The sequence below is a fragment of the Scytonema sp. NUACC21 genome, assembly GCF_054684315.1.
This window is the reverse complement of the sequence record NZ_BAAFZH010000097.1, coordinates 143,887-169,460: the sequence shown is the minus strand read 5'-3', so window position 1 is coordinate 169,460 and position 25,574 is coordinate 143,887. Positions and strand designations below refer to the sequence as shown.

Below are 25,574 nucleotides of genomic sequence, written 5' to 3'. Positions count from 1 at the left end.
TCTGATAGTAGTCTTGTGGAACGGGCGTCTCGCCCGTTTCAGGCGGGCTGTTCGACCCGCCCCACAAGAACTGTATTGGATTCAAGTGAGAAGCGATATATTGCATTGCCATTTCTGTCAAGTCACAGCACATCTGCAATGACTTAACAACACTATTGAGGTCTTAGGCGGTAGTTGAATTCTGACGCAAAGCTTCAAGTTGCTTCAACCGATTTTCTTGTTCCTCTAACCGAACAGACAAACTTTGACACACGAGTTCGCAAAGTTTAAAAATCATGGGATCGCTAATCTCATAAAAAACATTAGACCCCTGTGGCTTGCGCTTAACAACTCCAGCACCTGAAAGTATTTTTAGATGTTTGGAAACATTTGCCTGACCCAACCCGGTAAGCTCGATAATTTCCGTCACATTTTTTGAACCCGATTTGAGACAGCACAAAATCTGAAGGCGGCTAACTTCAGAAAGAACTTTGAAATAATCAGCCACCTGTACCAAGGCTGACGGAAAAGTTTCTAAAACTATCATTATAGACTACCTCATAAAAATATATGTAAGAGAGAACAGGCAAAGGGGAACGGGGAACAGAGACTGTTAGGCACGCGTCCAATAACTAGAGACATTAAGCAAATCACAACTTAGAATTAAGGAGCATTGAAAAGTCAGATAACCCGAACCACCCCATAAATCGGTAGCGGCAAGATTCTTAGCTGAGTTTAGCAGTAAACAAAGCAAAGAATTTACCTATGGCGCACCGCTTTACCTGAGTCCACATCAGTGTTCTCTAAAAAACGAACCAGATTTGGGTAAGATAAAAGAGCTATCTTTTCTGCGTCGCAGACACTGAGAGCCTCATATACCCAAGGGAGATATCTAATGCTGACTTTAAAAATTACAGTATATATAGTTGTTGCCTTCTTTATTACTCTCTTCGTCTTTGGATTTTTGTCCAACGACCCTGCTCGTAACCCCGGTCGTCGGGATTTCGAGTAAAGTCAAGACAGATCCTTCGAGACTGATTGCCGGAAGGCAAAATACACTACACGCTAACGGACACTAAGATTCGACTTGTTTTAACTTGGGTTTCCCAAGCAAAACAGTCGCTTCCTCAGTCGGAAAACCCACTAAAAGTGTCCTCTCCGGGTGGCTTGCCTAAATTTGTGTAAAAGGCAAAAGTCGGAAGGTGAAAAGTGTTATGTCCTTCCGGCTGTTTATTGGCTGTTTGTTAGCTTGATTTCGCGCTTGATATGCTTCATCCAGTTCTGCCGCCTGAACCGCCCCCTATTATTGAACACGTACAATCAGCTAATCCCACCCCTCAATTAGGAAGTGAGAGCGGATTAAGTCCAGTTGCAGAAATGAAACTGGATACCCAAGAAAAGTCTGAGACGCAACGGGAAAAACTAGGTCTCCAAACCAGTGGGGACATTTCAGGTGAGAGTAAGTTACTGGTTGCTCAAACACTCTCCATTCCCAGTAAACCGGAATCTTTTCCACCAGAATTTTCATCCAATATCTCTAAAAACGCGGCATCCTTAGGTCAGAACCTTTCAGTTGGTTTTCCGCTACAGAAAGTTCAAGGTTCTCATCCTGAAGATGGTGGTAGCGCCGAAACGCAAGAGAAATCACTCCCAAAGGTGATAAAAGTCAAGAACTTATCTCAACCACAAACAGCATCCGTCGCTGAAGAACCATCGCCACAACAAACCCAGAACGATACAACAACCGAACAACCAACAAGCCCTCGCCCGGTTCAGATAGAATTCAAAACTCGTGGCGAAACAGAACCACCATTACCTAACTCCAGCGCTCAAACCCAAACAGCACCTGAGACGCAAAACGGTACTACAACACAACAACAAAACCAACCATCTGGCACAACTCCCACCCCGAGTACTCCAGCAACGGGAGAAAGAATTGTTGAAGTCATTGCCGACCGACAACAGTATGACGAACAAAGGCGGGTTGTCACTGCTGAAGGTAATGTGGTTGTGCGATTTGATGGGGCAATTGTAGATGCCGAGCGCGTCCAGATAAATTTAGATAACTTGATTGCAGTGGGGGAAGGAAATGTTGCCCTAACACGAGGCGATCAAGTCCTGCGCGGACAGCGTTTTACGTACAACTTTGTTCAGGACAACGGGGAACTACTGAATGGGGGAGGTGAAGTTTTTATACCAACTGCCGGACAGGACCTCAGCTTCTTACCTACTGATGTCACAACCGGAGGAGTACCGACGCGTCCCCTAAGCGATCGCGTCAGACAAAATCAACCACTACAAGCAGGTAGTCCTGGAGGACTGACCATCAACTTAGGTGGTGCAGGAGGTGCAAGTAATATACCCGTTCCAAAACAAGGAGGGCAAGTCAGACGGGTACGCTTTGAAGCCGGAAAAATAGATTTTTATCCCCGAGGTTGGCAAGCTCAGAATGTTCGTCTCACCAATGACCCATTTTCACCCCCAGAATTGGAGGTAAGGGCAGATAAAGTCACCCTCACACGCGAAACTCCCTTTCGCGATCGCATCAAAACTCAAAGACAGCGTCTCGTCTTTGACCAAGGAACATCCTTACCAATTCCCAGGGATGAGCAGGTGATTGACCGTAGAGAACGTGAAGTGACACCTGGATTGTTCTCCATTGGCTATGATGGGGATCAACGGGGAGGTGTCTATATTGAACGTAGCTTTAGACCGATAGACACGGAGGGAGTGACCTTCAACCTCACGCCCCAGTTCTATCCTCAAAAAGCAGCACAGAATGGTGCGGGTAATGTTGCCTCCCTGTTTGGTGTAAAATCAACCCTAGAAGCAACTTTGGGTCCACGGACATTTATTCAAGGTTCTGGATTGTTAACCAGTTTCGATCTCAACGACATAGAAGATAGCCTAAGAGCGAGTTTGCGGTTGCGTCAGTTATTTTTAGGCGAGCAAAATCCCCACACTTTAACACTGGAATACAGTTATCGCGATCGACTTTATAACGGTACTTTGGGCTTTCAAACCGTCCAAAGCAGTTTTGGAGGCATCATTACCTCTCCTATCATTCCTTTAGGAACGAGTGGTATTAACCTCAGCTATCAAGGCGGTGCTCAATTAATCAATGCTAGAACAGACCGCCAAGACTTGCTAGAAGCAGATCGGGAAAATGACCGTGTTTCACTGAGCCGCGTACAAGCGAGTGCTGCCCTCAATGGAGGCATAACCCTCTGGCAGGGAAAAGCATTACCAGCTACACCCACCGAAGGATTGCGTTATACACCCAATCCAGTGGTTCCTTATTTGCAAGCTTTTGCTGGATTGACAGGTACAACAAGTTACTATAGCAGCGGTGATAGCCAAAATACCTTATTTGCCACTGTTGGTTTACAAGGACAATTCGGTAATTTTTCTCGACCTTTTTTGGACTACACCGCCTTTGTCATTAGTTATTCCCAGGGTCTTAACACTGGTTTATCACCCTTTTTGTTTGACCGTTCTGTAGATAACAAAGTATTGCGGGCAGGAATTACCCAGCAACTTTACGGACCATTTCGCTTGGGCTTTGAAACCTCAATTAACCTAGACACGGGAGAACGTAGCAGTACAGACTACGTCTTAGAATACAGTCGCCGCACCTACGGAGTAACATTGCGTTACAACCCCGTACAGCAACTAGGCGGTATCAGCTTCCGAATCAGCGATTTCAACTGGAGTGGCGGAACCGATCCATTCTCCGATCCTACTGAGGTTAAGCCCGTCGTCGGTGGTGTGAGACAGCAATAAAGCACTCGTGAGGGGTTAAATAAAAGGAGGAGAACAGCACGAGCGATCGCAATTCTTTGTCGTTGTCCGCCAGATAAATTCACACCTCGTTCACCCACCCAAGTGTCATAACCATCGGGTAATAAACTAATAAACTGATGGGCATTGGCAATTTTTGCAGCTTTCTCCACAGGTTCCATATCATAGGTGTCTTGACCAAAAGCGATATTTTGAGCAATGGTTCCAGAAAACATCATGGTTTCTTGAGGAACAATGCCAATTTGTCGCCGCAGGCTGTGAAGTGTAACATCCCGGATATCAACGCCGTCAATCAAAATTTGACCTGCATTTGCTTCGTAAAAGCGGGGTAGGAGATTGACAAAAGTTGTTTTACCTGCACCTGAAGCACCAACCAGGGCAATGGCTTCTCCTGGCATTGCAAATAAACTGATATCTTTTAAGACAGGTTTACCAGATTTGTAAGCAAAGGACACATGACGGTATTCTACCTTCCCGGTAACCGTCGGCAGCACAAGAGCGTCCGGTTTTTCCACCACTGTTGGTTGAATAGCTAATAACTCAAAAACGCGGTCAACTGATGCCTCAGCTTGCTTAAACTCGTTATAGTTGTTAGTTGTGTGACTGATGGGGTCAATCAAGGATGCAGCAGCAGCAAGGAAACTAAAAAACTCTGCTACAGTCAAGTTACCGCTATCGATTTGCCATGCTGCAAACAACAGAAGCAGTAAAAAACTCACCGCTTGTAAAAAGCCGACAATGGGGATTTGAATTGCTTTGAGCCTTTCAGTAGAGTATTTTGCTTTTAAGGCACGTTCTGCTTCGCGACTAAATCTGGCAATTTCATAATTTTCGGCAGCAAAAGCTTGTACTATACGGATACCACTAAAGACCTCCGTAAGTATAGATGATAAATCCGAGACATGATTTTGGCTTTTTAGGGAGAATAATCGCAAGCGCTCGCCAAACCACCCAATTAAAATACCCATTAGTGGTGCAACGATCGCTGTAGTTAGCATAAGTTGCCAGTTTAGGTAAACCATATAAATGGGAATGGCTACCAATTGCAAAAAACAGGGAATGAAGTCGTGAAACAATTTGTGTACAACTTCACCAATTCGGTCTACATCTTCGGTGAGGCGGTAAGATAAATCCCCTGCTTTTGCTGTTTCAAAATAGCTAAAGTTTAACTTTTGGAGGTGGGTGTAGACCTGCTTGCGGAGATAAAAAGCTACTCTCAGAGCAGCTTTTGCCATGTAAATATCTTGCACGGACTGAAAAAAGCCTCTAGCAAGAAAGATACCTGCTAAGATGCCCAGTATTGCAGCAATTTCAACAACATTCCCTTTGCCGAAAGCATTTGACAAGTGCTTGACAATAGTAATTAGTGCTAGGGTTGCCACCACGTACCCTATGATGCCAATAAACCCCTTCACGATCGTTTGCCATTGGGGGCGGATATATGGTAGAAGATGCCAGTAATAAGAGCGCGTTTTCAAGCTATCAAGTCCACAATAATATTCTCCTTTGTTTGACGCTATCAGCTTTCCGGTGGTTTCTGAAGCCCTTACGGATAGTTCTGTCAAAATTTACTGGCAATTTACAGGATTTACACATTAAAACTTGCCTTTTGATATTATCTTTGGTAACTTTAGATTTGCGAGATATCCGCAGTAAATTTTGTGTATATCTATTTTTTACAAAATAGCTTAAAACTGATAACGGCTATCAAAATGCTTTTTAAAAGCACTAGCAGTGGGTGCATTTAGCGATCGCAACTAATATTAAGCCAGATTTTACACCATTCTAGCTACAAATTTTACTTCTTTTTACGTAAGTAAGTAAATTACGCAAGTGTGCTTTTTAACTATAGGTAGCTTCAGGATACTACAGGGCAACAGCAGAAATGGGGTGCCTTGGGTCTTGTAGTGCCCAGCATAGAAGCTATTCCCTGGCTTTTACCAAGTAGCCGACAAGTTATGCAGCAAACAGCAGCTTGCCACTTCATTCATATGCCATCCCCAAAAGAAGACTGAATTTAGGTGTGAGTGAGACAAAAACCATGACAAAAACATTTTGGAAAATACTGAAGCTTGGTTCAGCAGTCTTTGCTGTTCTATCTTTTGTTGCCAATAGCGCATTGGCTGGTGAACTCGACCAACAAGCCACGTCTGTTAGCCAGTTGTCTCAAGAGCTTGATAGCCTCAGCCAAGTCACATCAGTGTCTCAGTTTTCTGACGTACAGCCCACAGATTGGGCATTCCAAGCATTACAATCTCTTGTTGAGCGCTATGGTTGTATTGCTGGTTATCCCAATGGAACTTATCGCGGAAACAGAGTTTTGACCCGTTACGAATTTGCAGCAGGTTTAAATGCTTGTTTAGACAGGGTCAACGAACTTATTGCCACTGCGACGGCTGACATAGTTAGAAAAGAAGACTTAGCTACCTTACAGCGTTTACAAGAGGAATTTTCTGCCGAACTGGCTACCTTACGCGGTCGTGTTGATGCTCTAGAAGCCCGGACATCCGAACTGGAAGCCAATCAGTTTTCCACAACAACAAAATTCTCTGGGGAGGTCATCTTTAACCTAGCTGATGTGACTGGAGATGACAGAGCTTTTCCTTATGGGTTAGATCGAGATGACTTTAATGGCGTTGATTTAGCAAGTCAGACTGCGGTGGTTAATCGAATAGCTGCTTTGACAGGTTTTAACAACGCACAAGCACGGGCTTTGCTCAACTCTTACGGTGCAGGCAATTTCGCCAACTTAAATAGAGAATTAGCAGGTAATACCGTCTTTAGCGATCGAGTACGTTTAAACTTTGATGCTAGCTTTTTTGGAAGCGATCGTTTGCGCGTCCGTTTTCAAGCTCGAAATATTACCCCATTTGGGACGGCGGCAACAGGTACTAACATGGCTCGCTTGGCGTTTGATGGCGATGATGGGAATAGCGTGACAATTGACGACTTATATTATCAGTTTGACTTGGGCAATGCAGTGCGTGTGAATATTGCTGCTGCTCAAACTGAATTCTCAGATAGCATCTACACCTTTAACCCCACCTTGCAATCCACCGGTACTGGTGCCATCTCCCGTTATGGGCGATTCAGCCCCATTTATCGAATTGCTGAAAGTTCTGCAGGTGCAACACTCACCTTCGGCTTTAAGTCACCTATCAGTGCTTCAGTAGGATTCTTAGCGCCACAAGCCAGTAACTCAAATTTAGGTCGGGGTCTTTTCAATGGCTCCTTTGCAGCCATTGGTCAGATTGCGTTCCGTCCCAGTAATGCCTTCAATATAGGTTTGACTTACGTTCACAGCTATTTCAATAATGAAGGCGGTGTTAACCTTCTGGGTTCGACAGGTAGTTTTAACGCATCTCGTCCATTTGGTAACTTCGCAACTACTGCTAATAGCTACAGCTTACAAGCACTCTTCCGTCCTAGCTCAAAATTGGATGTTTCAGGTTGGGTAGGTTACACGACAGCAGAAGCGGAAGCAGGACCATTTGATGGGTCTAATGCGGATATTTTTTACTGGGCAGGTGCCATCGCTTTACGAGATGCGGGCAAACAAGGCAATGTCCTTAGTGTTATCTTTGGTCAACCCCCTAAAGTGATTGACAGTGATGTTGTTGAAGACCCCGATACCTCTTATCACTTAGAAGCACTTTACCGCCTGCAAATTAACGATAATATTGCCATCACTCCTGGTGTATTCGTTGTCTTCAATCCAGAGCATAACAACGACAATAATACTATTTACGTAGGTACGCTTCGCACCACCTTTACTTTCTAAAAGATATACGTGCTTTTATTACCATGTACTTACTTATTTAATATCAAATTTTTACTACAACAAAAAGCTTCAGGGCGCAATACCGTACATCCAAATATATACTTAATGGCAAAGTAAAATGAACGATCGCAAATTCAACAATCAAAAATTCAGCGTCTGCAGTCATTGTGGCTACGATAAAAATCCCCTTAAGGCAAAACGCTGCCAGAAATGCGATAAACCCCTAAATCTTTCTTTGTTACAAAACAATAACGAGGGCACTCAACCTAAATCTAAATCTTTCCAAGATTGGCTCCTGACACCTTGGGTTATTCGTGTCAGTTTTAGTCTGCTATTTCTGTTTTTTGGTTGGTTAATTTTCTCTTTGTTCGTAACTGTTAGCAAACTAAACAATGCCGATAGTGTTGCTAATTCCGGTGGGAATATTGAGAATATCTCCTCTGGTATCAAACTGTATGATTCTATAAAAGATGTAGAAAACGTACCGGAAGGTACATTTAATTATGGCGGTGCTCTTCTGTTTGCAACTCTGACTGCTAACGGCTTAAATGACGCAATTGCTACAGCTTACCCCAATTTTCGCCTCAGGTATACCGAACCGAGAGACGAACAACCAGGTGGCAGGCAGGGTATCGCTATGCTGCTCAATGGTCAGCTGAGCTTTGCTAACAGTGGAGGTTCTCTAAGAGATACTGATTATAGTAAAGCTCAAGAACGCGGTTTTCAGCTAAAGCAGGTTCCAGTGGCAATTGATGCCCTTGTCGTCTTTACCCATCCAAATATTTCTATCCCCGGACTTTCAATCGAGCAGGTACAAGACATATATAAAGGTAAACTCACCAACTGGAAGCAGGTGGGAGGACCGGATCTGACGATCGTACCTTTCGCTAGAGATCCTAAAGTTGCTAATTTACTGAACGATCTTCTTGGAAAAGAAATCAATCAACTCAGTTCCAGGGTGCGATTTATCCGTGATTATACTGTTGCTATCCGTCAAGTTGCTTCGACACCTGGGGCAATCTCCTTTGGCGCAAATGCACCAGTTCTCGGTCAACAAACAATCCGTCCCCTTGCGATCGCCAAAGGGAAATCCCAAGAATATGTGCAACCTTTCACAGATAATGGTAAGCGGATTAATGTAGACGCAATGAGGAATGGTTCTTACCCAATCACCCGGCGTCTTTTCGTTATAATTCGTGAGGATGGCACTATCGATGAAGTTGCTGGGAAAGCCTACACCAGTATCTTACTGTCCAAAGAAGGGCAGCAGATTGTTGAAAAGGCAGGGCTTATTCCCATACGGTGACACACTCCCACACTGCCTTCGGTCAGATGTGGGGCTTCTTTTGGATTAAGCTAAGAGCAATGATTGAGTGTAAAGATGCGAAGTGCAAAGTTAGTCGTATTCGCAAGGTAACTTCGTGTCTCTACACCGAGATTTCTAGATAAGATTTAGGTTTAAAGCCAAATTGAATTTCACGAGCGTATTCCGTGTCTCCCTCAAACCATAATTTATTTATCTTGCGGCGATCGTTGTTTGGGAAAGACGTTCTTCCGTGTAATACGCCTGTATTGTCAAATATCAGGATTTGATGAGCTTTAAGCTTAAACAAGATTTGATTATTTAGATCGTTAACATAATTTTGGAAAACACTAAAAGCCTTTTCGACTTCAGGCAGGATTGTGGTTGAGACATATTTATCGTATCTAAAACGTACTGATATTCTGCCTTCCCTTTCTGCAAATACCGCTCGTTTGGATGTTTGGTTATCTTTTGTTATAGTAAATGAACCTGGAGTAAACAACGCCTGCAATTCTTGAGGATAATGTTCTCTAAAGTAGTCGTAGACAGATTCAGCGTAAACAATTTGAGAAAGCCCCCCTGTTTTAGCTGGTATTTCACACTGCAAAGCAACAACTTTAGGAGGTTCATTGTAAAATGTACCATCCGTATGTATTGGATGTGTTTGATTGGTATTACTAATGTCCTTAGCAGAATTGATATCTCTGATTGCTTGAATACCATATTCATCAGAATTTTTATGGTGTCTTCTCACCGAACCAAAAAAATTCTTTAAAGCTATTACATTTTCCTTAGGATTTGGTATGGGCTCGCAATCGAGTATGACAAATTTAAATGAGTTAAATATGTCACATAACTTTTGCCACTCTAAATTTGAAATTTCTGCTACCTTGCTAATTTTTAGCGTAACATCATTCAAATCAATATTAGCAGTTTCTACAATTTCTGTGCTTTCTAAATTTAACTGACTTGACTTGAATGTATCTAAGACTTGTGAGTAGGTATCTAAATTTGCATTTCTCATTTTTCACCTCTGTCAATTCTAACTACTTTGGTCATATTGACCAAAACAAGTAAGCTATTTTGGCGCGACTTTTTAATTTAAAAATAAGACTTTAAGAGCGCCTATCAAAGCTGCCAAAATGACTATCCAAGCAGAAGAAAGCAACCGCCGAGCAGTTAATAAAGTAGCTATTATGCAGATACTCACCCAAAAAAGATCGCTTATCATGCCCTGCCCAAGCTTCCAAGCAGCAGCAGCCATTAAACCAATGGTTACAGGGTTCAAAGCAGCATGAAAACGCTTAATCCAGCTTGGAGGGCGCGACCTTTTTGTGAGCATTGCTATGCCAGCTAGCACTAAGGAAAAAGGACCAAAAAGACCAAGCCCTGCAGCCAGTGCCCCTGGCAAACCAGCGACTTGATAGCCAATAAGAAAGATATGGTGTAAGTTTGGACCTGGTGCTAACTGACTCAGTGCATAAGCTTGTACAAAATTTTCATGGCTCATCCAACCGTGGGACACGACTAAACGTTCCATCTCTGGAATGACTGCTTGAGCACTACCAAAGCTAATTGTTGCCAGGTATGCAAAGGTTAAGAATAAATCAAACAACACGTTCATCTGTTGCTGTCCTCCCTATTATCCAAGCAGTAAAGGATAAGCCCCACAGACACGATAACCAAGTAAGTAGGTACTCCAAAAACACCTACCATCAAAAATGTCATAACTGCTGCAATCAAGCGAGCACGCTGCAACAGCGCTTTTGCAGCCAGCCGACCTACTGCCCCCAATAACAGCCCAACTGCTGCCGCTGCCACAGCGTCAAGCGCCCCTCGGACAACTGGTTGTTGAGGCATTCTTGCCAACAATTCGGATGCCAATAACACCATAGTGGCACCGGGCAGCAACAGGAAGATGGGGCACAGCAAGGCACCCCAAGGTCCTTTAAAGCACCACCCTAGATAGGTTGAGAGGTTCGAGACGTTAGGTCCTGGCAAACACTGACACCAATTAAAAGCTTCCAAAGACTCCTTTTCGCTTAACCAGCCACGCCTGGAAAAATTATCCAAAATGTGGATGGGTACTCCTCCGCCGAAAGCTGTTACGCCCACGCTGGCAAATACAGCAACAAGTTGCAAGAGCGAAATTTCTTCCTTAGTCGTTCCTTCTTCAGTGCCCACCATAGCTTTGTCAGAAGCTATTCCACTTTGCCGTGTAGCTTCCAAATTATCCATTGGCTTTTCAGTAAACCTTTTTTTACAAAAGCTGCTTTTTGTTTGTGATGCCCTTACATAGTTGAAGAGGCTGAAGCACGACGTGAGAGAATTTGATTCAGGATACCGTCATAGAGGACGACACGGGCTTCAAGTATTCTCATGGCACCTGCAAATACTTTCTGCAAATCTTGAGAATTACGCACATAGGGCATACCTGCGGCAAACCATCCGTCTGCGTGATCTCCATCCAGTTCGCAGTGAATCACAAAAAACTGCACCAGTTCTTCGCTTAATCCACGTCGCAATAAGTGATCCAGGACTCGCTTGTGCTGTAGTGGGACTGACAGTTCCAAGGCACCCATACCACCAATGCCGTAATGTAGACCATCGCCAAACCAACACAGACTGACCTGAGTGTTGAAGAAGTGACAAGTTTCCGGGTTAATATCTTCTGGGTATGCGCCACCAAAGTAATTCATCAGTGGTGTAAATAAATTTGGGTGCGCCTCGGAAAAATTACCTCTGCCCATTTCATCATAGATGTTCCTAAACAGTTCTCCGCGCATCTCAAAAGGCACAGAAAGACTGTAGGCAGCAATGTGGAGATGAAAGTTTTGTGTATATACCCAGTGATTCGCAAGAAAATAACGTATTTCTTCGTTACTTAAATTGTCATTATCAAACAACAGGAACAAGGGATGGTTGTTAACGCGATGATTTTGAATTTGCTGCTTGAGCCACGGTAAGAACAATTCGGCGTTGTTGATTTCTTTGGGTACTTGTTGCTTTGGCAGGTATTGTTGCTCAACTCGTTCAATCGTATCACGTATAACCCATTCTTTGAGAGACCGCTCTGTACCTAATCCATGACCGTTTTGGAGCAACTGCTGATTCAGCTTGAACAGCATATATTGCAAATCTTGCCAAGCAGTAATATTTTTGTTCTTAAAAGCTTGGTGGGCAAACTCTTCTAAGCCCTGCACATATGTCTGTAAGTTCGCTATTTGGAAATTCTCTAAAAGAAAGGATTGGAGTTTTTCTGATTGCTTAGTTTTTAACGCTGTAAAATTCATCCTTTGCCCCTGATTTGTAATTTTGAGCAAGAAACTGTATCATTTGTTCTTCAGTAAAAAAGGCACTATTTAACAATTGATAATAATGGGATATAGCATCCTGAATATCAAGTTGTAGCTTTTGACTGCGTGAGTGCCACTCGTTCACAATGAAGAAGAATATTTCTTCGGCTTTGTCTTCATTGACATCAATACCAAGGCTTTGCAATTTTTCCTGATTATTTTTCAAGAACCAACGAATACCATCCCGCCCACTACGAACGCCAAAAGCTTTATTTAATTTAGAACCAATAAAATTTGGCTCGATGACATCATAAATAGTAGGCGCTTTTTTGAGAACTTCGTTGCGGCTGCTGCTATATATGCTGTGGGTGATAACCCCCGTTATAGCTTGGGTAGGGCACTCCATTAACCCGTAGGTTTTCTCTAGCAATCGGCTGAGTTCATAGAGTCGATCGTAGTGAAAATCAGGCAAAGTAATGCCATACAAATCATGCAACGCCAAGGCAATTTCAGCCAAAGGAGGATGCCCTGCACGACTGGCAAAACCTCCCACCGAGATGTCCACTCCTTTCAAGCCACATGACAAACCCAAGATGGCATTGCCCGTAGCCATACCGAAGTCGTTATGGAAGTGACCCCAGAAGGATATGTTAGGATATGCTTTTACTAAAGAAGAAACGTAGATATCGATTTGTTGTGGCAAGCAGGTACCTGCTGTATCTACCAATCTAATCTGTTTTATATCATGTTTGGCAGCAATATCAATAACTTTTCTGACATGGTTGATATCGGCACGGAAGCTATCCAATAAACCTAAAATAATACCTCCGCCTCGATATTGCTTAAGTGTCGGCAGAAAATTCTCAAACCATTGAAGGTGTATTTGTTTCTGTTCATCTACAGTTAATGTACTCCAATTTTCACTATTCCATACTGCCTCTGGTTCTCTTGCCAGGATTTTCCAGAAAATGTGCTGAATTTGTTGATTGGAAACAGTATGGACGGCTATGAGCCAAACATTTTCTAATGATTCCCCCAGTTCTTCATTAAGAATTTGGCATGACCGACGCAGATCCTCTCCAACATAAGAGAGAACAATGAATCGAGTTTTTTGCGAGATTTCTCCTTGTTTTTGTAATTCCAACAACCTCTTCAAAAGTTCTATGGTGTGAGGTACATGAGGTAAAAAACCGATGACTAGCGAACGGATACCAATCTCTGAGATTTTTTTCCCTAGGTTGCATTTATCATCTAAGCTAGGCGAAATACTTGACCGTTCAGCACCCTCACGTAGGGTTTCATCCATTAAATCGATAGAGTTTTGAAAATTTAAAACTGTATTATCACTTAGCACTTGATTTGCTAAAGAAGTGAAAACCATAGTCCATCCTTGGAGAGTATGCTACGTTGTGACTTTTACAATGCTTCGGACTTGAGCTGAATACCAATTTCAAGGGTACGAAGTCTCTTGTGTCCTACCTCTATATTTTTGGGAAGATAGGCATTATACACCTGGAAGTGTTTCTCATCTGGGGATACATCAAGAAGGCGTAATAGATTATCTGTGGAATCATCCCATATCCAAGCTTTATGGAGAGTACGAGGGCGATCGCGATCGTGGGAAATAATTGCATCACGACCGTGCATCATCCGGTGATTATCTACAATGATGATTTGCCCTTCAGTTAAAAGATGATGCTTGCGAAATCGAGGATTAAGGAAATAATCATCAATAACGTGTTTCACTGAAGAATAGGCCCAAGGCTCGACGTACATTGTGTCTTGACGAAAACGAACTCGCCATCTTCCCGATGAAAGCTGCTCGAAAAGAGGACAGTAGGTCGAAAAGTATTTAGCTTTGCAAAAACTTACCGCTCTTGGTTGAGTTACGACTCTAGCATGTTCTGGTTCTTCATTCCAAAGACGCTGCAAGATTTCTTGAGCATCAACTAAAAAGTTAGCTCCTCCTTTATCTGCTGGTCGAACACACTGAAGTAGGAACAAGCTTGGTGGAGCAATCCTTACAACTTTACCATTCACAAAAGCAACCCCATCTATGTGAGAAGCATCTGTATGTAGCCCAAGCTCGTCAGTGTACCCATAGTGATACTCGCGAAAAGTCTGTAAGTTGCTTGTATTCTCGTCTACCACATACTCGGTTACCAATTTGTTAATCCCGGTATCATCAGCGTTAGGATGACTTTTAATGTAACCGAAATATAGAGAAATTTCTCTTAAGGTATCCTGCGATGCATCCCAGGCTTGAATAATTGCAAATCCATCTTTTTCAATCCGCTCATAAATTGAAGGAAGTTGAGCTTGAAAGTTATCAATGCTAGTACAGTTGACGACGTCAAAGATTTGAACATCAGAAGTGATGGTCATAAAACTATAGAGCTCCATTACTTGTGAACAGACTCTTTGAAAGAGTTTGCAATAACTTAGGATGCAATTAATGTGCGTGCTGGAAACTGAAGATTTTTAAGTTTTTGAATATTTCCAGGCGCAAATAGTAACCCATATCTTGATAGGGTTAATAATTCTTTCGCTCGTCTCCTATATATTTACATTGGTAACTGTGGTGGACTCCTCCCCAATCCTTGAGAAGTCACTCATAATGTCACGTCATTACAACAACGCTATTTTTGCCTTAGTTGTAGTGTTTAGTTTCTTTTCAAAAATTTAATCTTTAAAGATTGTTCTATAAATTTCTAAAACTTGTAGCCGTAATTACACTATTATTTTTTATTTTTTTTATAAAAAATAATACATTGTAAAAAATATTCCAGCTATAAACGTTGCTTCAAGTCCTTCCTTAAGCATTAAACAACCTGTCCCATTAGAAGATGAAAGCGAGAAAAGCTATTGTTTACCTCCCTTTTTCCCGATTTCTCTTGAAATTAGCTTTTTATACGGCTTTAGATTCTTTAACAAATGGATAAGTTAAGTTTTCATGACTTTTAGGTCATATCAAATATACTAATTTGAAAAGTGATAAATCTTACTAAAATACTAAGCAATAATGCTTAAAAGTTAAGATTTTCTGACTTAATACTTAGGTTAATCTCGCTATTACGCACTTAGAGTAAGGGTAAAAGGCTGATATATACATGATTTTATAGCGATAGCCTATCCAAAGTAATAATTAAACCGACAAATAAATATTACGAAAGTTAGATAAAAAATACATCCTAAGTGGGTTGCCATAAAAATGCACAAACTTATTTCAGCTAGAGATCGGAAAGCCAATAGCTAAAACTTATGCATTGTCAAAGAAATGATTATGCGATCTGAGCCAATTCTTCGGTTTGAACTGTTTTTAAGAATCGAGAGCTTCGTCTTAGTTAAGAAGTTTGATTTTGAGAATATGTATATAAGGTGAAAAACTGGTGAAGAAGTTGTGAATTTTTTTGAACAAACACTCTTTAAGGCTGCAGTTTATTTGATGCACATAATTGTCTATTTGTAAAGTTGAAACTTGCTATTATTAAGATTGATTTTCAAAAATCATATAGTTAACGTGTGGACTTCGTCAAAGCAGGGTAGAGCTTCTCCTTGCTTTTTAGGATAGAGATGGGAATGCAGCGCTGAACATACGGAACGAAGGCATCCGAATCCTAAACTCTCAGACTAGTTCCTAGGTACATGGCGGAGGGAATCCCGTTACTGCGAGTAGAGACTGTGTAAGACCGAATACCCGTAAGGGGAAGGGGCAACGGTCTGTGAAACTCGAAGCCCACACTCAATCGGCACTCCGATGAGTGTGTGGTAGTTCACTATCTTGTCTGGTAATTTTGGATCTACAACATAGCGGCAGGTGACTGCCGTAGGTAGTTGCTTTTTATAACTAAAGGTGAGAACCGCCCTCAAAAAACCCGATCTCTGTGGTTGGGTATAGAATCCGCTTGCTACTCATGACGATTATAGAGGAGTACAAAAAGTGAACGGTGAAAAACGGGTAATTACTACGTTTTACCGACTACTCAACCTAATTACTTATTAATGGTACACTGTAAACCGAAGCTCAAGAAAGATAAACTAGTTAAGTTACCTACTAATCGGCGAAGGCTAGAGCAGTCAGTCGCTGTCTTGTTTTATGTCTCTTCATTAGGGTGAATCTGTCCAGTCTGTTAACAGCAACAACGTAGGTCAAAAGGGTAGCATTTTGATGACAAGGTAAATTATCTCGTTTTCAGATCGGAACAGTTTGATTTGCCAGACTTTTCCGCAGAATTCCTGTGTTTAGGTATAAATTATGGTTCGTACTCGACTTCAAACATTTTGTGTTGTGTCAAAAAAATTGCACTGTCAACCAGGCAAGTTATCGACAAAAATGTGCAAGCAAATTAGGCTCCGGGTTAAACTTGCTACATCTGAATATTTGAATGTACACCAGCTGACTTAGGAAAAAAATGCCAAATAAATTACAATACAAAGCTGGGCAACTACGCGATTTGCTTGATGATTTACAGTCTAAGGGTGCTAGTGGCTTAGTTGACATTGATGCATTCATAGATTCAGAACAAAAGTCGAGGTCTCGTGTTGTCGTCTTAAACAACGGCGAAATTGTTTACGGCGGGGTGAATATGCCCAGCAATCAAGAATTAGCCAGACAGATTGGGGTAAAGTGCGGTAGTAATTGGGCGGATACTGCTGTCAGATATGCGGCGCAAAAGTTACAAAATCGAGCATCCTATAGAGAACTGTTAGAACACATCGTTCGGATAAGAGTGTTCAAATGGGACGAGATTGAGGCTTATGCCCACACTAGAGTTGCGGAAGCCCTAGAACAAACCTTTCCATTTTCCGGACAGTTAGAGTTGGATGATACGGTAGACATCGATCTCAGTTATGGAACAGACGGACACGGGTTGAACTGGTACGGACTCCTTCAATCTGTGAACGATCGCCAGCAAAAATGGGATGCACTCGCTCCTGTTGTCCCCAGTATGGAGGCTGTTCCTCAGATTGTATCAAGTCGTTGGCGAACAGTGACAGAAAATAGCCAACAGCAACATTTGCTTGAAAAAGTGGATGGTAGGCGCAGTCTCATAGACATTGCTGAAGAATTAGACCAAGATCCACTCGAACTAGCGCAATACTATAAGGTTTGGGCAACATCTCATCTCATTGTCTTGCGGGAATATACACCCCAAACTCAAACTTTGAGTCCAGACGTTCCCGTTCCTATTGTGGAAGAACGTCCAATTGTTCTCAGTGTTGATGACAGCCCTGTCGTTCAGGCTTTAATTAAACGGGCTTTAGTGAAAGACTATCAAGTACTCTCTGCAAATAACGCCCTAGATGCTTTGAAACTGATGAACAGCAATCCAATTGTGTTGTTGCTATTGGATGTCACGATGCCTGATATTGATGGCTTAGAATTTTGCCGCACAGTACGCAGTATTCCTAAATTTAAGTCATTGCCTATTGTGATGGTCACGGCACGAGATAAATTTTCTGATAAACTCAGAGGTCAAATTGCTGGTTCTACCCATTATTTAACCAAACCCTTTGAACCAGAATCTTTACTGGAAATTGTGGATAAATATGTTAGCAAAAAAAAGCCTACTATTGAAAGTCAATCCAATAACTATCGCTTTCGGAATTTAGAATTTCAAAGCCAAGCAATATCGAATAATATATTTTACTAATTTTAATTTTTTACTATTTATCATTTAAAATAGAAATCTCAATGAATATAACTTCCCAATATACTATTTATTAATATCAGTGTTTATGAACCAAAGCAAGAAATATTTAACATTTCGTTTACACAATTCTATATATGGAATTGAAGCGATGTTGGTTCAAGAAATTTTTCCCCTTCCAGAACTGATACCCATTGCTGGAGCAAACACTGATGTTATTGGAATTTTTCCTTTAAGAAATCAAATTATACCAGTGTTACATCTTGATTTGCTTTGGGGTTATCCACTACAAGATTGCCGTGTCAGCGATTTTATTATTGTTATACAGTGGGAAGGCTTGCAAATTGGTATATTAGTTCACCAAGTTTATGAAATGCTAGAACTGGACAACGATGTTATTGAAACCCCAGACGGTTATGAAATTTTAGGTAATAATGACTCATTTCTCCTTGGAACAATCCAGATAGAGACAGAAACTATTTTGTTACTTGATTCGCAGAAATTAGTTCGCCAACCAGATGCATTGTTAACCTTAATTTGGGATGCAGAAAGCCAGTGTGATTTGATGGCAGCATCTATGAATGGGCAAATTTATAATGAAACATACAAACAACTTGAAGGAATGCAGTTTCCTAGCTTTTATGACCTGTATTGCCCCAATGCAACTTTAGAAGAAAGAAAAATTTTCCAACAGCGGGCTTTGGAATTTCAAGAAATACCAAAAGAGTCGGAATCTGCTCCTGAAACAATTTCTCTTGCAGTCATTGGCTTTGGTAACGAATACTTTGGTCTGGACTTAGAATTGGTGCGGGAATTCACGAATATTTATAATTTTACTCCTATTCCATGTTGTCCAAAACATATTATTGGCAATATGAATTTGCGAGGAGATATTATTACCTTAGTAGATATTCGGAATGTTTTGAATCTTCCAACTCCCCCCGTCAAAATTGGTTCTAAAGCCGTCGTAGTTCAAGTGGATGATATTGTTGCTGGATTACCTGTTGATAAAGTTTTTGAGGTTGTTGATTTCACCCATGACGATTTGACACCATTGCAGCCAAGTGCAGTGAATGACAGTATGGAATATTTTCAGGGCATGGCTCCTTTTGAAGAAAGCGTGCTTTGTATTCTAGACTTACCCAAAATACTAACTAAAGGAGGGTTAATGGTAAACGAAGAAATTTAGCGATCGCTAAACGGTTAGTCGTTCAAGGAGTAAAATTCCCAGACATTTATACTTTTGTAACAATTAAACATCTATAAGGATATTAGCATATGTTTCCAGACTTGAAATTGAGAGAACGTATTTTATTGGGATATTCATTTCCGATTATTATATTAATAGTCATTAGCAGTTTGGCTTTCTTAAATTCTAAAAGATTAGATACAGCTTATCAAAGAGTAGAAAAGGCAAGAGATGCTACTGAATATTCACATGATGCTCTACTGAGCGTCTTAAGATTAGAACGTTCGGTCACAAATTTTGTGATTGTTAGTGAGGATAAAAATGCCAAAAATAGCGAGGAAGCTATTAGTTTTCAAAACTCGTTTGCCAAAGAAACTGATAATGCTAGAAAAGCTTTAGATGCTACTGACAAAATTGCTGAAAAACCAAGAGAAAAAGAGTATTTAAAAATACTGCGGCAAAGAACAGAAGAACTAGAAAATTTTAACAGAGATGTTATCAATTTGGTACTGGCGGGAAACAAAAATGAAGCGATAAAAAAACTTGAAAGCCCAGAAAGTAGAAAGTGGATTTTAGAATTTGAAAAGAATCAGAAAGAATTTGAGCAGGGTCAAGACGCAGTTATTACAACGTCTATTAATGAAATTGCACAGGCGACGACTTTTTTGCAAGTTGTGGCTGGCTTGGGTACACTCATGGCAGTTGCTATCACTGTGTTGATTTCTTATGTGCTTTCATCCAGTATTGTTAAGGCAATTCAAGAAGCCTCAAATGCAGTATCATCATCTGTAAAGGACATCACTGCGACTGTCACAGAGCAAGAACGGATCGTATTTGAACAATCTGCCTCAGTGAGTGCAACAACTATTACGATCCAAGACTTGGGGGTTGCAGCACTTCAGTCTGCCGAACAAGCCGAAATCTCTGCAGGAAGAGCAAAGCAAGCCTTAACTCTTGCGGAGGGAGGAACTAGAACTGTTGGTCTGACAGTAGAAGGGATCTCGGAACTGAGAGACCAAGTGACAGCGATCGCCAACCAAATTGTACGCCTGAGCGAACAGACATCCCAAATTTCTGTAGTTTCTGACCTGGTAGCAGATTTAGCGAATCAAACAAATATGTTAGCTCTCAATGCAGGGGTAGAAGCAGCGCGAGCAGGTGACCAGGGGAAAGGGTTTGCTGTGGTAGCCGGTGAAATTCGCAAACTCGCTGACCAAAGCAAAAAGTCAGCAGAAAGGATTAATTCTTTGGTTAACGAAGTACAAGCAGCTATTAACTCCACCATCATGGTGACCGATGAAGGTACAAAGAAAGCAACACAGGGGATTAAGCTAGTTGCAGAGACGGGAGATGTTTTCACAAGCATTGCTGATGCTGTTAATAACGTGTTTCTCAATACCCAACAAATTACCCAAACAGCAAAACAGCAGGCTATTACCGTACAACAAGTTGTAGCTGCCATAAATGCCCTCAATACAGGGGCAGAAGAAACCGCAGTTGGTATTACTCAGGTGAAAGTGGCTACCGAAGACCTTAACGAAGCGGCTCAGAGTCTTCAGGCTGTAATTTGAGGGCAAAGCAAAATTATGATGATAGAAGATGAAGAGTTGCGATCGCTGTACAAAGCCGCCACTGCAGAACACATGCAGAAAATTGAAGGCGCTTTGTTACATCTAGAAAAAAACCCCGAAGACAAGGCAAAACTTGAGGTGTTACTGCGAGAAACCCACTCCCTCAAAGGCGATTCCCGGATGTTAGGGGTAAAAGATGCAGAAACCCTCACCCACCAAATAGAAGAAATTCTGGGGTCGGTAAAGCGAGGTGAGCGAATTTTGACACCCCAAATATTTGACTGCCTTTATCAAGGGCTAGATGCTGTCCGCAAAATTGCTCATGAAGCCGTTACCGGACAACCATCAGGGGTCAGCATTTTCCATGTCTTAGCCCAACTGATGAGGGGAGAGTCTGACGATACAGGGTCGGAAATTCGGGAAACGGTGGTTGAAGCCGAAGATACTTCTCCCCAACCTATTGTAGAACAACCCCCTGTATACAATGATGCCATTTATGTCAGCGAACCAACGGAACCCATAGCAGACCCATTTGCTGATGACCGAATTGATACCATCCGCGTAGAATCAGAAAGACTCGATAAACTATTGACTTATGTCGGTGAACTCGTCGTCACAAAAGGTCAAATTACAAACCAGCTGGCTGAAATTGAAGAAATCATAATTTTATGGGAAGACTTAAATCGACAAGTTTTCGCAAGCCGTAAGTTATTTCAAGATTTGCAACAACACGACCAAGATACTAAACTGCAATCTTTGCAAAAGTTTTATCAGTTATTGGAAAACCGCCTGAAGCAATTAGGAGCTAGTTTAAATCACCTCCAAAATAAAACCCATGACTCTACCACCAGACTCGAAACACTATCCGATGAACTCAAGTCAGGAGTCAGTTCTCTGCGACTGCTGCCATTGTCGGCAATATTTAATCTCTTCCCCCGTACTGTCAGGGATTTAGCCAAGCAGCAAGGCAAAGAAGTTCATCTGCAAATCGAGGGTGGAGAAACTCCCGTAGATAAGCGGATTCTAGAAGAGATGAAAGACCCACTATTGCATCTCCTCCGCAACGCAGTCGATCACGGTATTGAAACTACTTTGGAACGCCAACAACTTGGCAAGCCTCCCACAGCTACCATTCTTCTCCGGGCTTACCAGACTGGCAATACCGTAACTATTGAAGTTTCAGATGATGGACGTGGTTTGAATATCGAAGCCATTAAACTGTCCGCAGTGCGTCGTGGCATTTGTTCCGAAGAAGAACTCTTAAGAATGTCAACGGCTGAAATTCAGACATTGATCTTTGTGCCAGGATTTTCCACCCGCACTGCAGTCACGGAAATTTCCGGTAGAGGAGTCGGTTTGGATATTGTGCGTGCTAACGTTGAGCGTCTGAAAGGAAACATACTGGTAGAATTTACTCCAGGCAAAGGTTGTTTGTTTCGCATCACCCTCAACAGCGTTTTGGCAACAACTCGTGTTTTGATTGCACAAGTTAACCAAAATCCCTATGCCATCCCTGTGGAATTCGTAGAAACAACACTGTTGGTTTCCCCGCAGGAAATATTTGCCGTTGAAGGCAGCCAGACGTTTCCTTTTCAAGGGCAGCCCGTCTCAGTTGCTTGGCTGGCAGATTTACTGGGGTTGCCAGTCAAAATTCCTACATCAACTCAAGAACTGAGCGCTGTTTTAAAAAGCATCCCATGCATTATCTTACAAGTTGGTTCTGAGCGTTTGGGGCTCTTGGTAGACAATGTATTGGAATTACAAGAAATTGTCTTAAAGCCACAAAGCAGTTTGCTCAAACGGATTTGTAATATCTCTGGTGCGACGATTCTGGGTACTGGAGAAGTTTGCATGGTGCTGAATCCAACCGATTTATTTAAGTCAGCTAAAAAGACAGTTGTCTCTGTCACAGTTAAAGAGTTAGCTAAAAAGGCACAAATCAAAAAGAAGATTCTTTTGGTTGAAGATTCAATTCCCATCCGCACCCAGATGAGGAGAATTTTGGAAACTGCTGGTTATGAAGTCATAGATGCTATAGATGGTCAAGATGGCTTTAAGAAACTGAGCGAGAATAAATTCGATGCTGTTGTCTCAGATGTGCAGATGCCAAATTTAGACGGGTTTGAGTTTACTATGAAAATTCGCGAATTATCAGAGTACGAAAAATTGCCCGTGATTCTCGTCACAACTTTGGCTAACGAACAAGACAAGCTACAGGGGGAAAAAGTGGGTGCAAATGCCTACATTACTAAAGGGGAATTTGAACAAGGAACATTTTTAGATACTTTGAGGAGACTAGTATAAATGGAAACGTTTAAAAAGAAAGTGGTTTTGGTTGAAGATTCCCCTGTTGTTCTGGAAATTCTCCAGCGAATATTAAAGTCTTCATCAGAAATTGATGTGGTTGGGACAGCGCGGGATGGGGAGGAGGGTTTGGAAGTGATTACTAAAACTCAACCAGACGTGATTTGTACTGACTTGATCATGGAAAATATGGATGGTCTGGAGTTAACTAAGCGTGTTATGGCTGAAGACCCCAGACCCATTTTGGTGATCAGCAATTACGTGCAGAAAACAGACATCGATAATGTCTACCGCTTGTTGCAAGCAGGCGCTGTAGATGTTTTACCAAAACCTGCAGCTAATTCGCCCACTGACTACGAAAAACTCAAAGTGGCGTTAATTGCCAAAATTAAAGTGCTTTCCAGTATGAAAGTTGTTCCCAAACGGCAACAAAAATATCTGCCTACCTCCGTAGAATCGGAAATTGGTGGGTTTGTTTCCAGGACTGACCTGCGAAAGTTGAATGTGACATCTCGCGTCCAGATTGTCACCCTCGGGGCTTCTACAGGAGGTCTGCAAACGATTCAAAAAATTCTTAACCAACTACCGTCTAATTTTCCCGTACCTGTTGTTTGTGTTTTGCATATAGGTGAAGGTGTTTTGCCTGGGTTAATCCAGTGGCTGTCCTCAGAGTGTGCCTTGCAGGTTAAAATTGCCGAAGTCGGGGAGATTCCATCACCGGGAACTATTTATTTCGCTCCAGAGAAAAATCATCTAGAATTGGACAATCAAGGCGCATTTGTTTATTCTATGGCTATACCGGGAGAAAAACATTGTCCCTCTATTACAGTGACGTTCAAATCTGTCGCCGACTTCTATGGTAGAGCCACCGCTGGCATTTTATTATCTGGGCTTGGGAATGATGGGGCAGAAGGCTTGCAGTCAATTTCTCAAACCGGCGGTATGACTCTAGCCCAAAATGAAAATACAATGTTTGGCATGGTGAAGGAGGCAATATCTTTGGGTGCTGTTCAGCATTTGCTTGCTATTGAAGAAATTGCTCCTTTTTTGCAAAGAACTTTATCCGCTTATTAAGTAGGTTGTTATAGATAATGTTAATGAGTCAAAACAGCTATTTGTCATTTGTAAGAAGTAGTCGAGGAAGTTTATGGTTGGTTCCTGGGACATTGGTCAGTTAGAGTGTTAATGTTTCAAGCTGCAACCACCGGTGGTGTTCCACCATTATGCCTGAGTTTTATACCAATTCACGAAATTCATGATACATATGCAATGGTCGTAGGGGCGCAAGGCATTGCGCCCTTACTTTTTTTCGATTGGTTAATTGTCGAGATTTTAGATACGTTGTTACCTGAACGTGTTACCCATATTAATCCTAAAGTTGTCAAAAAACCTGTATCAAAGTTTCGTTCTAAGAAGCCGACACACAGAGGTACCGGAACACGAGTAGAAGCTCCAATTTTTAGCCTTAGATGGAGTCGAGTGAGGGTATTACCCCTCGACTCCATCTAACTGAACCGTATTGGGTTATGCTTCCAGACCCTGAAATCTTATGGGTATAGTGACATCGGTGACTGGTACATCAAGCGCTTTTGAATGAACAGGTGGGTCAAGTCATATGCAACCGCTTATAAGAACAGTTTTTTTCACAACCACGAGAAATTAAGACTTTGAGCCGCTTATTCTACCTTTTGGCTCTAACGTTGAATGTTATCTCTAACTAAAAATGTTGTTCTTTAACTCCACCACCGTGACACATCTTGGATAGCAGAAGCTGTATCTTTTACTGCTTCTTGACCACCTAAAGTAAATATTACAGGAGTTAATGCGTTTATATCACTGAGTAAGTTTGGGCGACGGTGAACAGATAAGATGGTCATGATAGTCTGTGAAATTAGTCATTAGTCATTAGTCCTTAGTCCTTAGTCATTAGTCATTAGTCAAGATCTCTTAACTAACCAATAATTATGTACGGGCACAAGGTCGCCGCGCCCCTATCAACCACCAACCCCTAACCACTCCCTATGAATTTACCTAACTTAATTACCTTCTCCCGCCTCTTAGGGATACCATTTCTCCTTTATAGATTGTATAATCCGTCACATGAAGCCCGATGGATTTGTTTGGCAATTTTTCTCGTGGCTTCTCTGACAGATTGGTTCGATGGTTATTTAGCCAGGAAACTCAACCAAATCACTGACTTGGGTAAGTTTCTCGATCCATTGGTAGATAAGTTGCTGGTGCTGGCACCTTTACTGGTGTTGATTGAACTCAGACAGATTCCTGCTTGGGGGGTGTTTCTTGTTTTAGCACGGGAGTTAGCGATCGCAGGTTGGCGTGTCAGTCAACCTAAAATTACGGGAGCCAATATTTGGGGCAAACTCAAAACTGTCAGTCAAATTATTGCGATCGCGCTTTTAATCGCTCCTTTGCCACAAGTTTGGCAATTGCCCTCCCTGATTGCTTTCTGGGTTTCTGTCGCCCTGACGTTAATTTCTGGGGCTATCTATCTTGTGCCGAATCCAGAATCCAAAGGATAAGAGCGCTCCGTTGCTACCTCAATATAGCGGTTTTCAGTTGGCTGCAATACACTCTGATAGTAGTCTTGTGGAACGGGCGTCTCGCCCGTTTCAGTTGGGCTGTTCGGCGCTATATTGCCGAGCTGAGGTGCAATGAGAGCGCTCGCTTCGACACAAACCGTA

19 protein-coding genes and 1 pseudogene are annotated in these 25,574 nt (G+C 42.0%); 11 read left to right on the top strand and 9 right to left on the bottom strand.

What is annotated here, in order from left to right; all coding sequences use genetic code 11:
• Positions 1 to 163: 163 nt before the first annotated feature.
• Positions 164 to 526 carry an ArsR/SmtB family transcription factor gene (locus ACYRY3_RS29570; protein WP_460205243.1) on the bottom strand — a complete coding sequence of 121 codons (363 nt, stop codon included), beginning with the start codon at positions 524 to 526 and terminating at the stop codon, positions 164 to 166.
• 348 nt (positions 527 to 874) lie between these two features.
• Here ACYRY3_RS29570 and ACYRY3_RS29565 point away from each other — a divergent pair, with 348 nt between their 5' ends.
• Together ACYRY3_RS29565 and ACYRY3_RS29560 are read left to right on the top strand one after the other, a co-directional pair.
• Positions 875 to 991, top strand: coding sequence for a photosystem II reaction center protein I (locus tag ACYRY3_RS29565; RefSeq protein ID WP_460205242.1), 117 nt, complete (start codon positions 875 to 877; stop codon positions 989 to 991).
• Between the two features lie 254 nt (positions 992 to 1,245).
• Positions 1,246 to 3,627 (top strand): annotated as a pseudogene (locus ACYRY3_RS29560) (DUF3769 domain-containing protein); the annotation flags it as partial.
• Positions 3,628 to 3,632: 5 nt separating this feature from the next.
• Here the strand turns inward: ACYRY3_RS29560 and ACYRY3_RS29555 are convergent.
• Entirely contained in the window at positions 3,633 to 5,258 is a 1,626-nt protein-coding gene (locus ACYRY3_RS29555; protein WP_460205276.1) for an ABC transporter ATP-binding protein, read from the bottom strand.
• Positions 5,259 to 5,821: 563 nt separating this feature from the next.
• Between ACYRY3_RS29555 and ACYRY3_RS29550 the strand changes: the two genes are divergently transcribed.
• Both ACYRY3_RS29550 and ACYRY3_RS29545 read left to right on the top strand, forming a co-directional pair.
• Positions 5,822 to 7,561 carry an iron uptake porin gene (locus ACYRY3_RS29550; RefSeq protein WP_460205241.1) on the top strand — a complete coding sequence of 580 codons (1,740 nt, stop codon included), beginning with the start codon at positions 5,822 to 5,824 and terminating at the stop codon, positions 7,559 to 7,561.
• Positions 7,562 to 7,679: 118 nt separating this feature from the next.
• Entirely contained in the window at positions 7,680 to 8,867 is a 1,188-nt protein-coding gene (locus ACYRY3_RS29545) for a substrate-binding domain-containing protein (protein ID WP_460205240.1), read from the top strand.
• A gap of 121 nt (positions 8,868 to 8,988) precedes the next feature.
• Here the strand turns inward: ACYRY3_RS29545 and ACYRY3_RS29540 are convergent, their stop codons facing one another.
• The 6 genes from ACYRY3_RS29540 to ACYRY3_RS29515 form a co-directional block, all read right to left on the bottom strand.
• Entirely contained in the window at positions 8,989 to 9,888 is a 900-nt protein-coding gene (locus ACYRY3_RS29540; RefSeq protein ID WP_460205239.1) for a TauD/TfdA family dioxygenase, read from the bottom strand.
• Positions 9,889 to 9,960: 72 nt separating this feature from the next.
• Positions 9,961 to 10,488: a chromate transporter gene (locus ACYRY3_RS29535; RefSeq protein ID WP_460205238.1), complete on the bottom strand. Its 528-nt coding sequence runs from the start codon at positions 10,486 to 10,488 to the stop codon at positions 9,961 to 9,963.
• Positions 10,485 to 11,102, bottom strand: coding sequence for a chromate transporter (locus ACYRY3_RS29530; protein WP_460205237.1), 618 nt, complete (start codon positions 11,100 to 11,102; stop codon positions 10,485 to 10,487). The genes ACYRY3_RS29535 and ACYRY3_RS29530 overlap by 4 nt, the downstream gene beginning before the upstream one ends.
• 53 nt (positions 11,103 to 11,155) lie before the next feature.
• Positions 11,156 to 12,157: an iron-containing redox enzyme family protein gene (locus ACYRY3_RS29525; RefSeq protein ID WP_460205236.1), complete on the bottom strand. Its 1,002-nt coding sequence runs from the start codon at positions 12,155 to 12,157 to the stop codon at positions 11,156 to 11,158.
• On the bottom strand, positions 12,132 to 13,541 hold the full coding sequence (locus tag ACYRY3_RS29520) for a homocitrate synthase (protein ID WP_460205235.1): 1,410 nt from the start codon (positions 13,539 to 13,541) through the stop codon (positions 12,132 to 12,134). The genes ACYRY3_RS29525 and ACYRY3_RS29520 overlap by 26 nt, the downstream gene beginning before the upstream one ends.
• Before the next feature lie 35 nt (positions 13,542 to 13,576).
• On the bottom strand, positions 13,577 to 14,545 hold the full coding sequence (locus tag ACYRY3_RS29515) for a TauD/TfdA family dioxygenase (RefSeq protein ID WP_460205234.1): 969 nt from the start codon (positions 14,543 to 14,545) through the stop codon (positions 13,577 to 13,579).
• Positions 14,546 to 16,572: 2,027 nt separating this feature from the next.
• On the opposite strand from ACYRY3_RS29515, the gene ACYRY3_RS29510 reads away from it, so the two are divergent.
• The 6 genes from ACYRY3_RS29510 to ACYRY3_RS29485 all read left to right on the top strand — a co-directional run bounded on the left by ACYRY3_RS29510 (position 16,573) and on the right by ACYRY3_RS29485 (position 24,384).
• Positions 16,573 to 17,814, top strand: coding sequence for a response regulator (locus tag ACYRY3_RS29510; protein ID WP_460205233.1), 1,242 nt, complete (start codon positions 16,573 to 16,575; stop codon positions 17,812 to 17,814).
• A gap of 85 nt (positions 17,815 to 17,899) precedes the next feature.
• Positions 17,900 to 19,000, top strand: a complete 1,101-nt coding sequence (locus ACYRY3_RS29505; RefSeq protein WP_460205232.1) for a chemotaxis protein CheW — start codon at positions 17,900 to 17,902, stop codon at positions 18,998 to 19,000.
• An 89-nt stretch (positions 19,001 to 19,089) separates the two neighbouring features.
• Positions 19,090 to 20,571: a methyl-accepting chemotaxis protein gene (locus tag ACYRY3_RS29500; protein WP_460205231.1), complete on the top strand. Its 1,482-nt coding sequence runs from the start codon at positions 19,090 to 19,092 to the stop codon at positions 20,569 to 20,571.
• Positions 20,572 to 20,586: 15 nt separating this feature from the next.
• Entirely contained in the window at positions 20,587 to 22,875 is a 2,289-nt protein-coding gene (locus ACYRY3_RS29495; protein WP_460205230.1) for a hybrid sensor histidine kinase/response regulator, read from the top strand.
• On the top strand, positions 22,876 to 23,949 hold the full coding sequence (locus tag ACYRY3_RS29490; RefSeq protein ID WP_460205229.1) for a chemotaxis protein CheB: 1,074 nt from the start codon (positions 22,876 to 22,878) through the stop codon (positions 23,947 to 23,949).
• A 111-nt stretch (positions 23,950 to 24,060) separates the two neighbouring features.
• A complete protein-coding gene (locus ACYRY3_RS29485; protein ID WP_460205228.1) occupies positions 24,061 to 24,384 on the top strand; it encodes a hypothetical protein in 324 nt (107 codons plus the stop codon).
• A 224-nt stretch (positions 24,385 to 24,608) separates the two neighbouring features.
• Here ACYRY3_RS29485 and ACYRY3_RS29480 read toward each other — a convergent pair whose 3' ends face one another.
• On the bottom strand, positions 24,609 to 24,752 hold the full coding sequence (locus ACYRY3_RS29480) for a hypothetical protein (protein ID WP_460205227.1): 144 nt from the start codon (positions 24,750 to 24,752) through the stop codon (positions 24,609 to 24,611).
• 144 nt (positions 24,753 to 24,896) lie between these two features.
• Between ACYRY3_RS29480 and pgsA the strand changes: the two genes are divergently transcribed.
• Positions 24,897 to 25,412: a CDP-diacylglycerol--glycerol-3-phosphate 3-phosphatidyltransferase gene (gene pgsA / locus ACYRY3_RS29475; protein ID WP_460205226.1), complete on the top strand. Its 516-nt coding sequence runs from the start codon at positions 24,897 to 24,899 to the stop codon at positions 25,410 to 25,412.
• The last annotated feature ends 162 nt before the right edge of the window (positions 25,413 to 25,574 follow it).

Coding starts and splice junctions, on each gene's coding strand:
- ACYRY3_RS29505 (WP_460205232.1), top strand. CDS start 17,900: ATGAACCAAAGCAAGAAATATTTAACATTTCGTTTACACAATTCTATA.
- ACYRY3_RS29550 (WP_460205241.1), top strand. CDS start 5,822: ATGACAAAAACATTTTGGAAAATACTGAAGCTTGGTTCAGCAGTCTTT.
- ACYRY3_RS29480 (WP_460205227.1), bottom strand. CDS start 24,752: ATGACCATCTTATCTGTTCACCGTCGCCCAAACTTACTCAGTGATATA.
- ACYRY3_RS29510 (WP_460205233.1), top strand. CDS start 16,573: ATGCCAAATAAATTACAATACAAAGCTGGGCAACTACGCGATTTGCTT.
- ACYRY3_RS29515 (WP_460205234.1), bottom strand. CDS start 14,545: ATGACCATCACTTCTGATGTTCAAATCTTTGACGTCGTCAACTGTACT.
- ACYRY3_RS29565 (WP_460205242.1), top strand. CDS start 875: ATGCTGACTTTAAAAATTACAGTATATATAGTTGTTGCCTTCTTTATT.
- ACYRY3_RS29525 (WP_460205236.1), bottom strand. CDS start 12,157: ATGAATTTTACAGCGTTAAAAACTAAGCAATCAGAAAAACTCCAATCC.
- pgsA (WP_460205226.1), top strand. CDS start 24,897: ATGAATTTACCTAACTTAATTACCTTCTCCCGCCTCTTAGGGATACCA.
- ACYRY3_RS29545 (WP_460205240.1), top strand. CDS start 7,680: ATGAACGATCGCAAATTCAACAATCAAAAATTCAGCGTCTGCAGTCAT.
- ACYRY3_RS29570 (WP_460205243.1), bottom strand. CDS start 526: ATGATAGTTTTAGAAACTTTTCCGTCAGCCTTGGTACAGGTGGCTGAT.
- ACYRY3_RS29490 (WP_460205229.1), top strand. CDS start 22,876: ATGGAAACGTTTAAAAAGAAAGTGGTTTTGGTTGAAGATTCCCCTGTT.
- ACYRY3_RS29485 (WP_460205228.1), top strand. CDS start 24,061: ATGTTTCAAGCTGCAACCACCGGTGGTGTTCCACCATTATGCCTGAGT.
- ACYRY3_RS29495 (WP_460205230.1), top strand. CDS start 20,587: ATGATGATAGAAGATGAAGAGTTGCGATCGCTGTACAAAGCCGCCACT.
- ACYRY3_RS29500 (WP_460205231.1), top strand. CDS start 19,090: ATGTTTCCAGACTTGAAATTGAGAGAACGTATTTTATTGGGATATTCA.
- ACYRY3_RS29535 (WP_460205238.1), bottom strand. CDS start 10,488: ATGAACGTGTTGTTTGATTTATTCTTAACCTTTGCATACCTGGCAACA.
- ACYRY3_RS29530 (WP_460205237.1), bottom strand. CDS start 11,102: ATGGATAATTTGGAAGCTACACGGCAAAGTGGAATAGCTTCTGACAAA.
- ACYRY3_RS29540 (WP_460205239.1), bottom strand. CDS start 9,888: ATGAGAAATGCAAATTTAGATACCTACTCACAAGTCTTAGATACATTC.
- ACYRY3_RS29520 (WP_460205235.1), bottom strand. CDS start 13,541: ATGGTTTTCACTTCTTTAGCAAATCAAGTGCTAAGTGATAATACAGTT.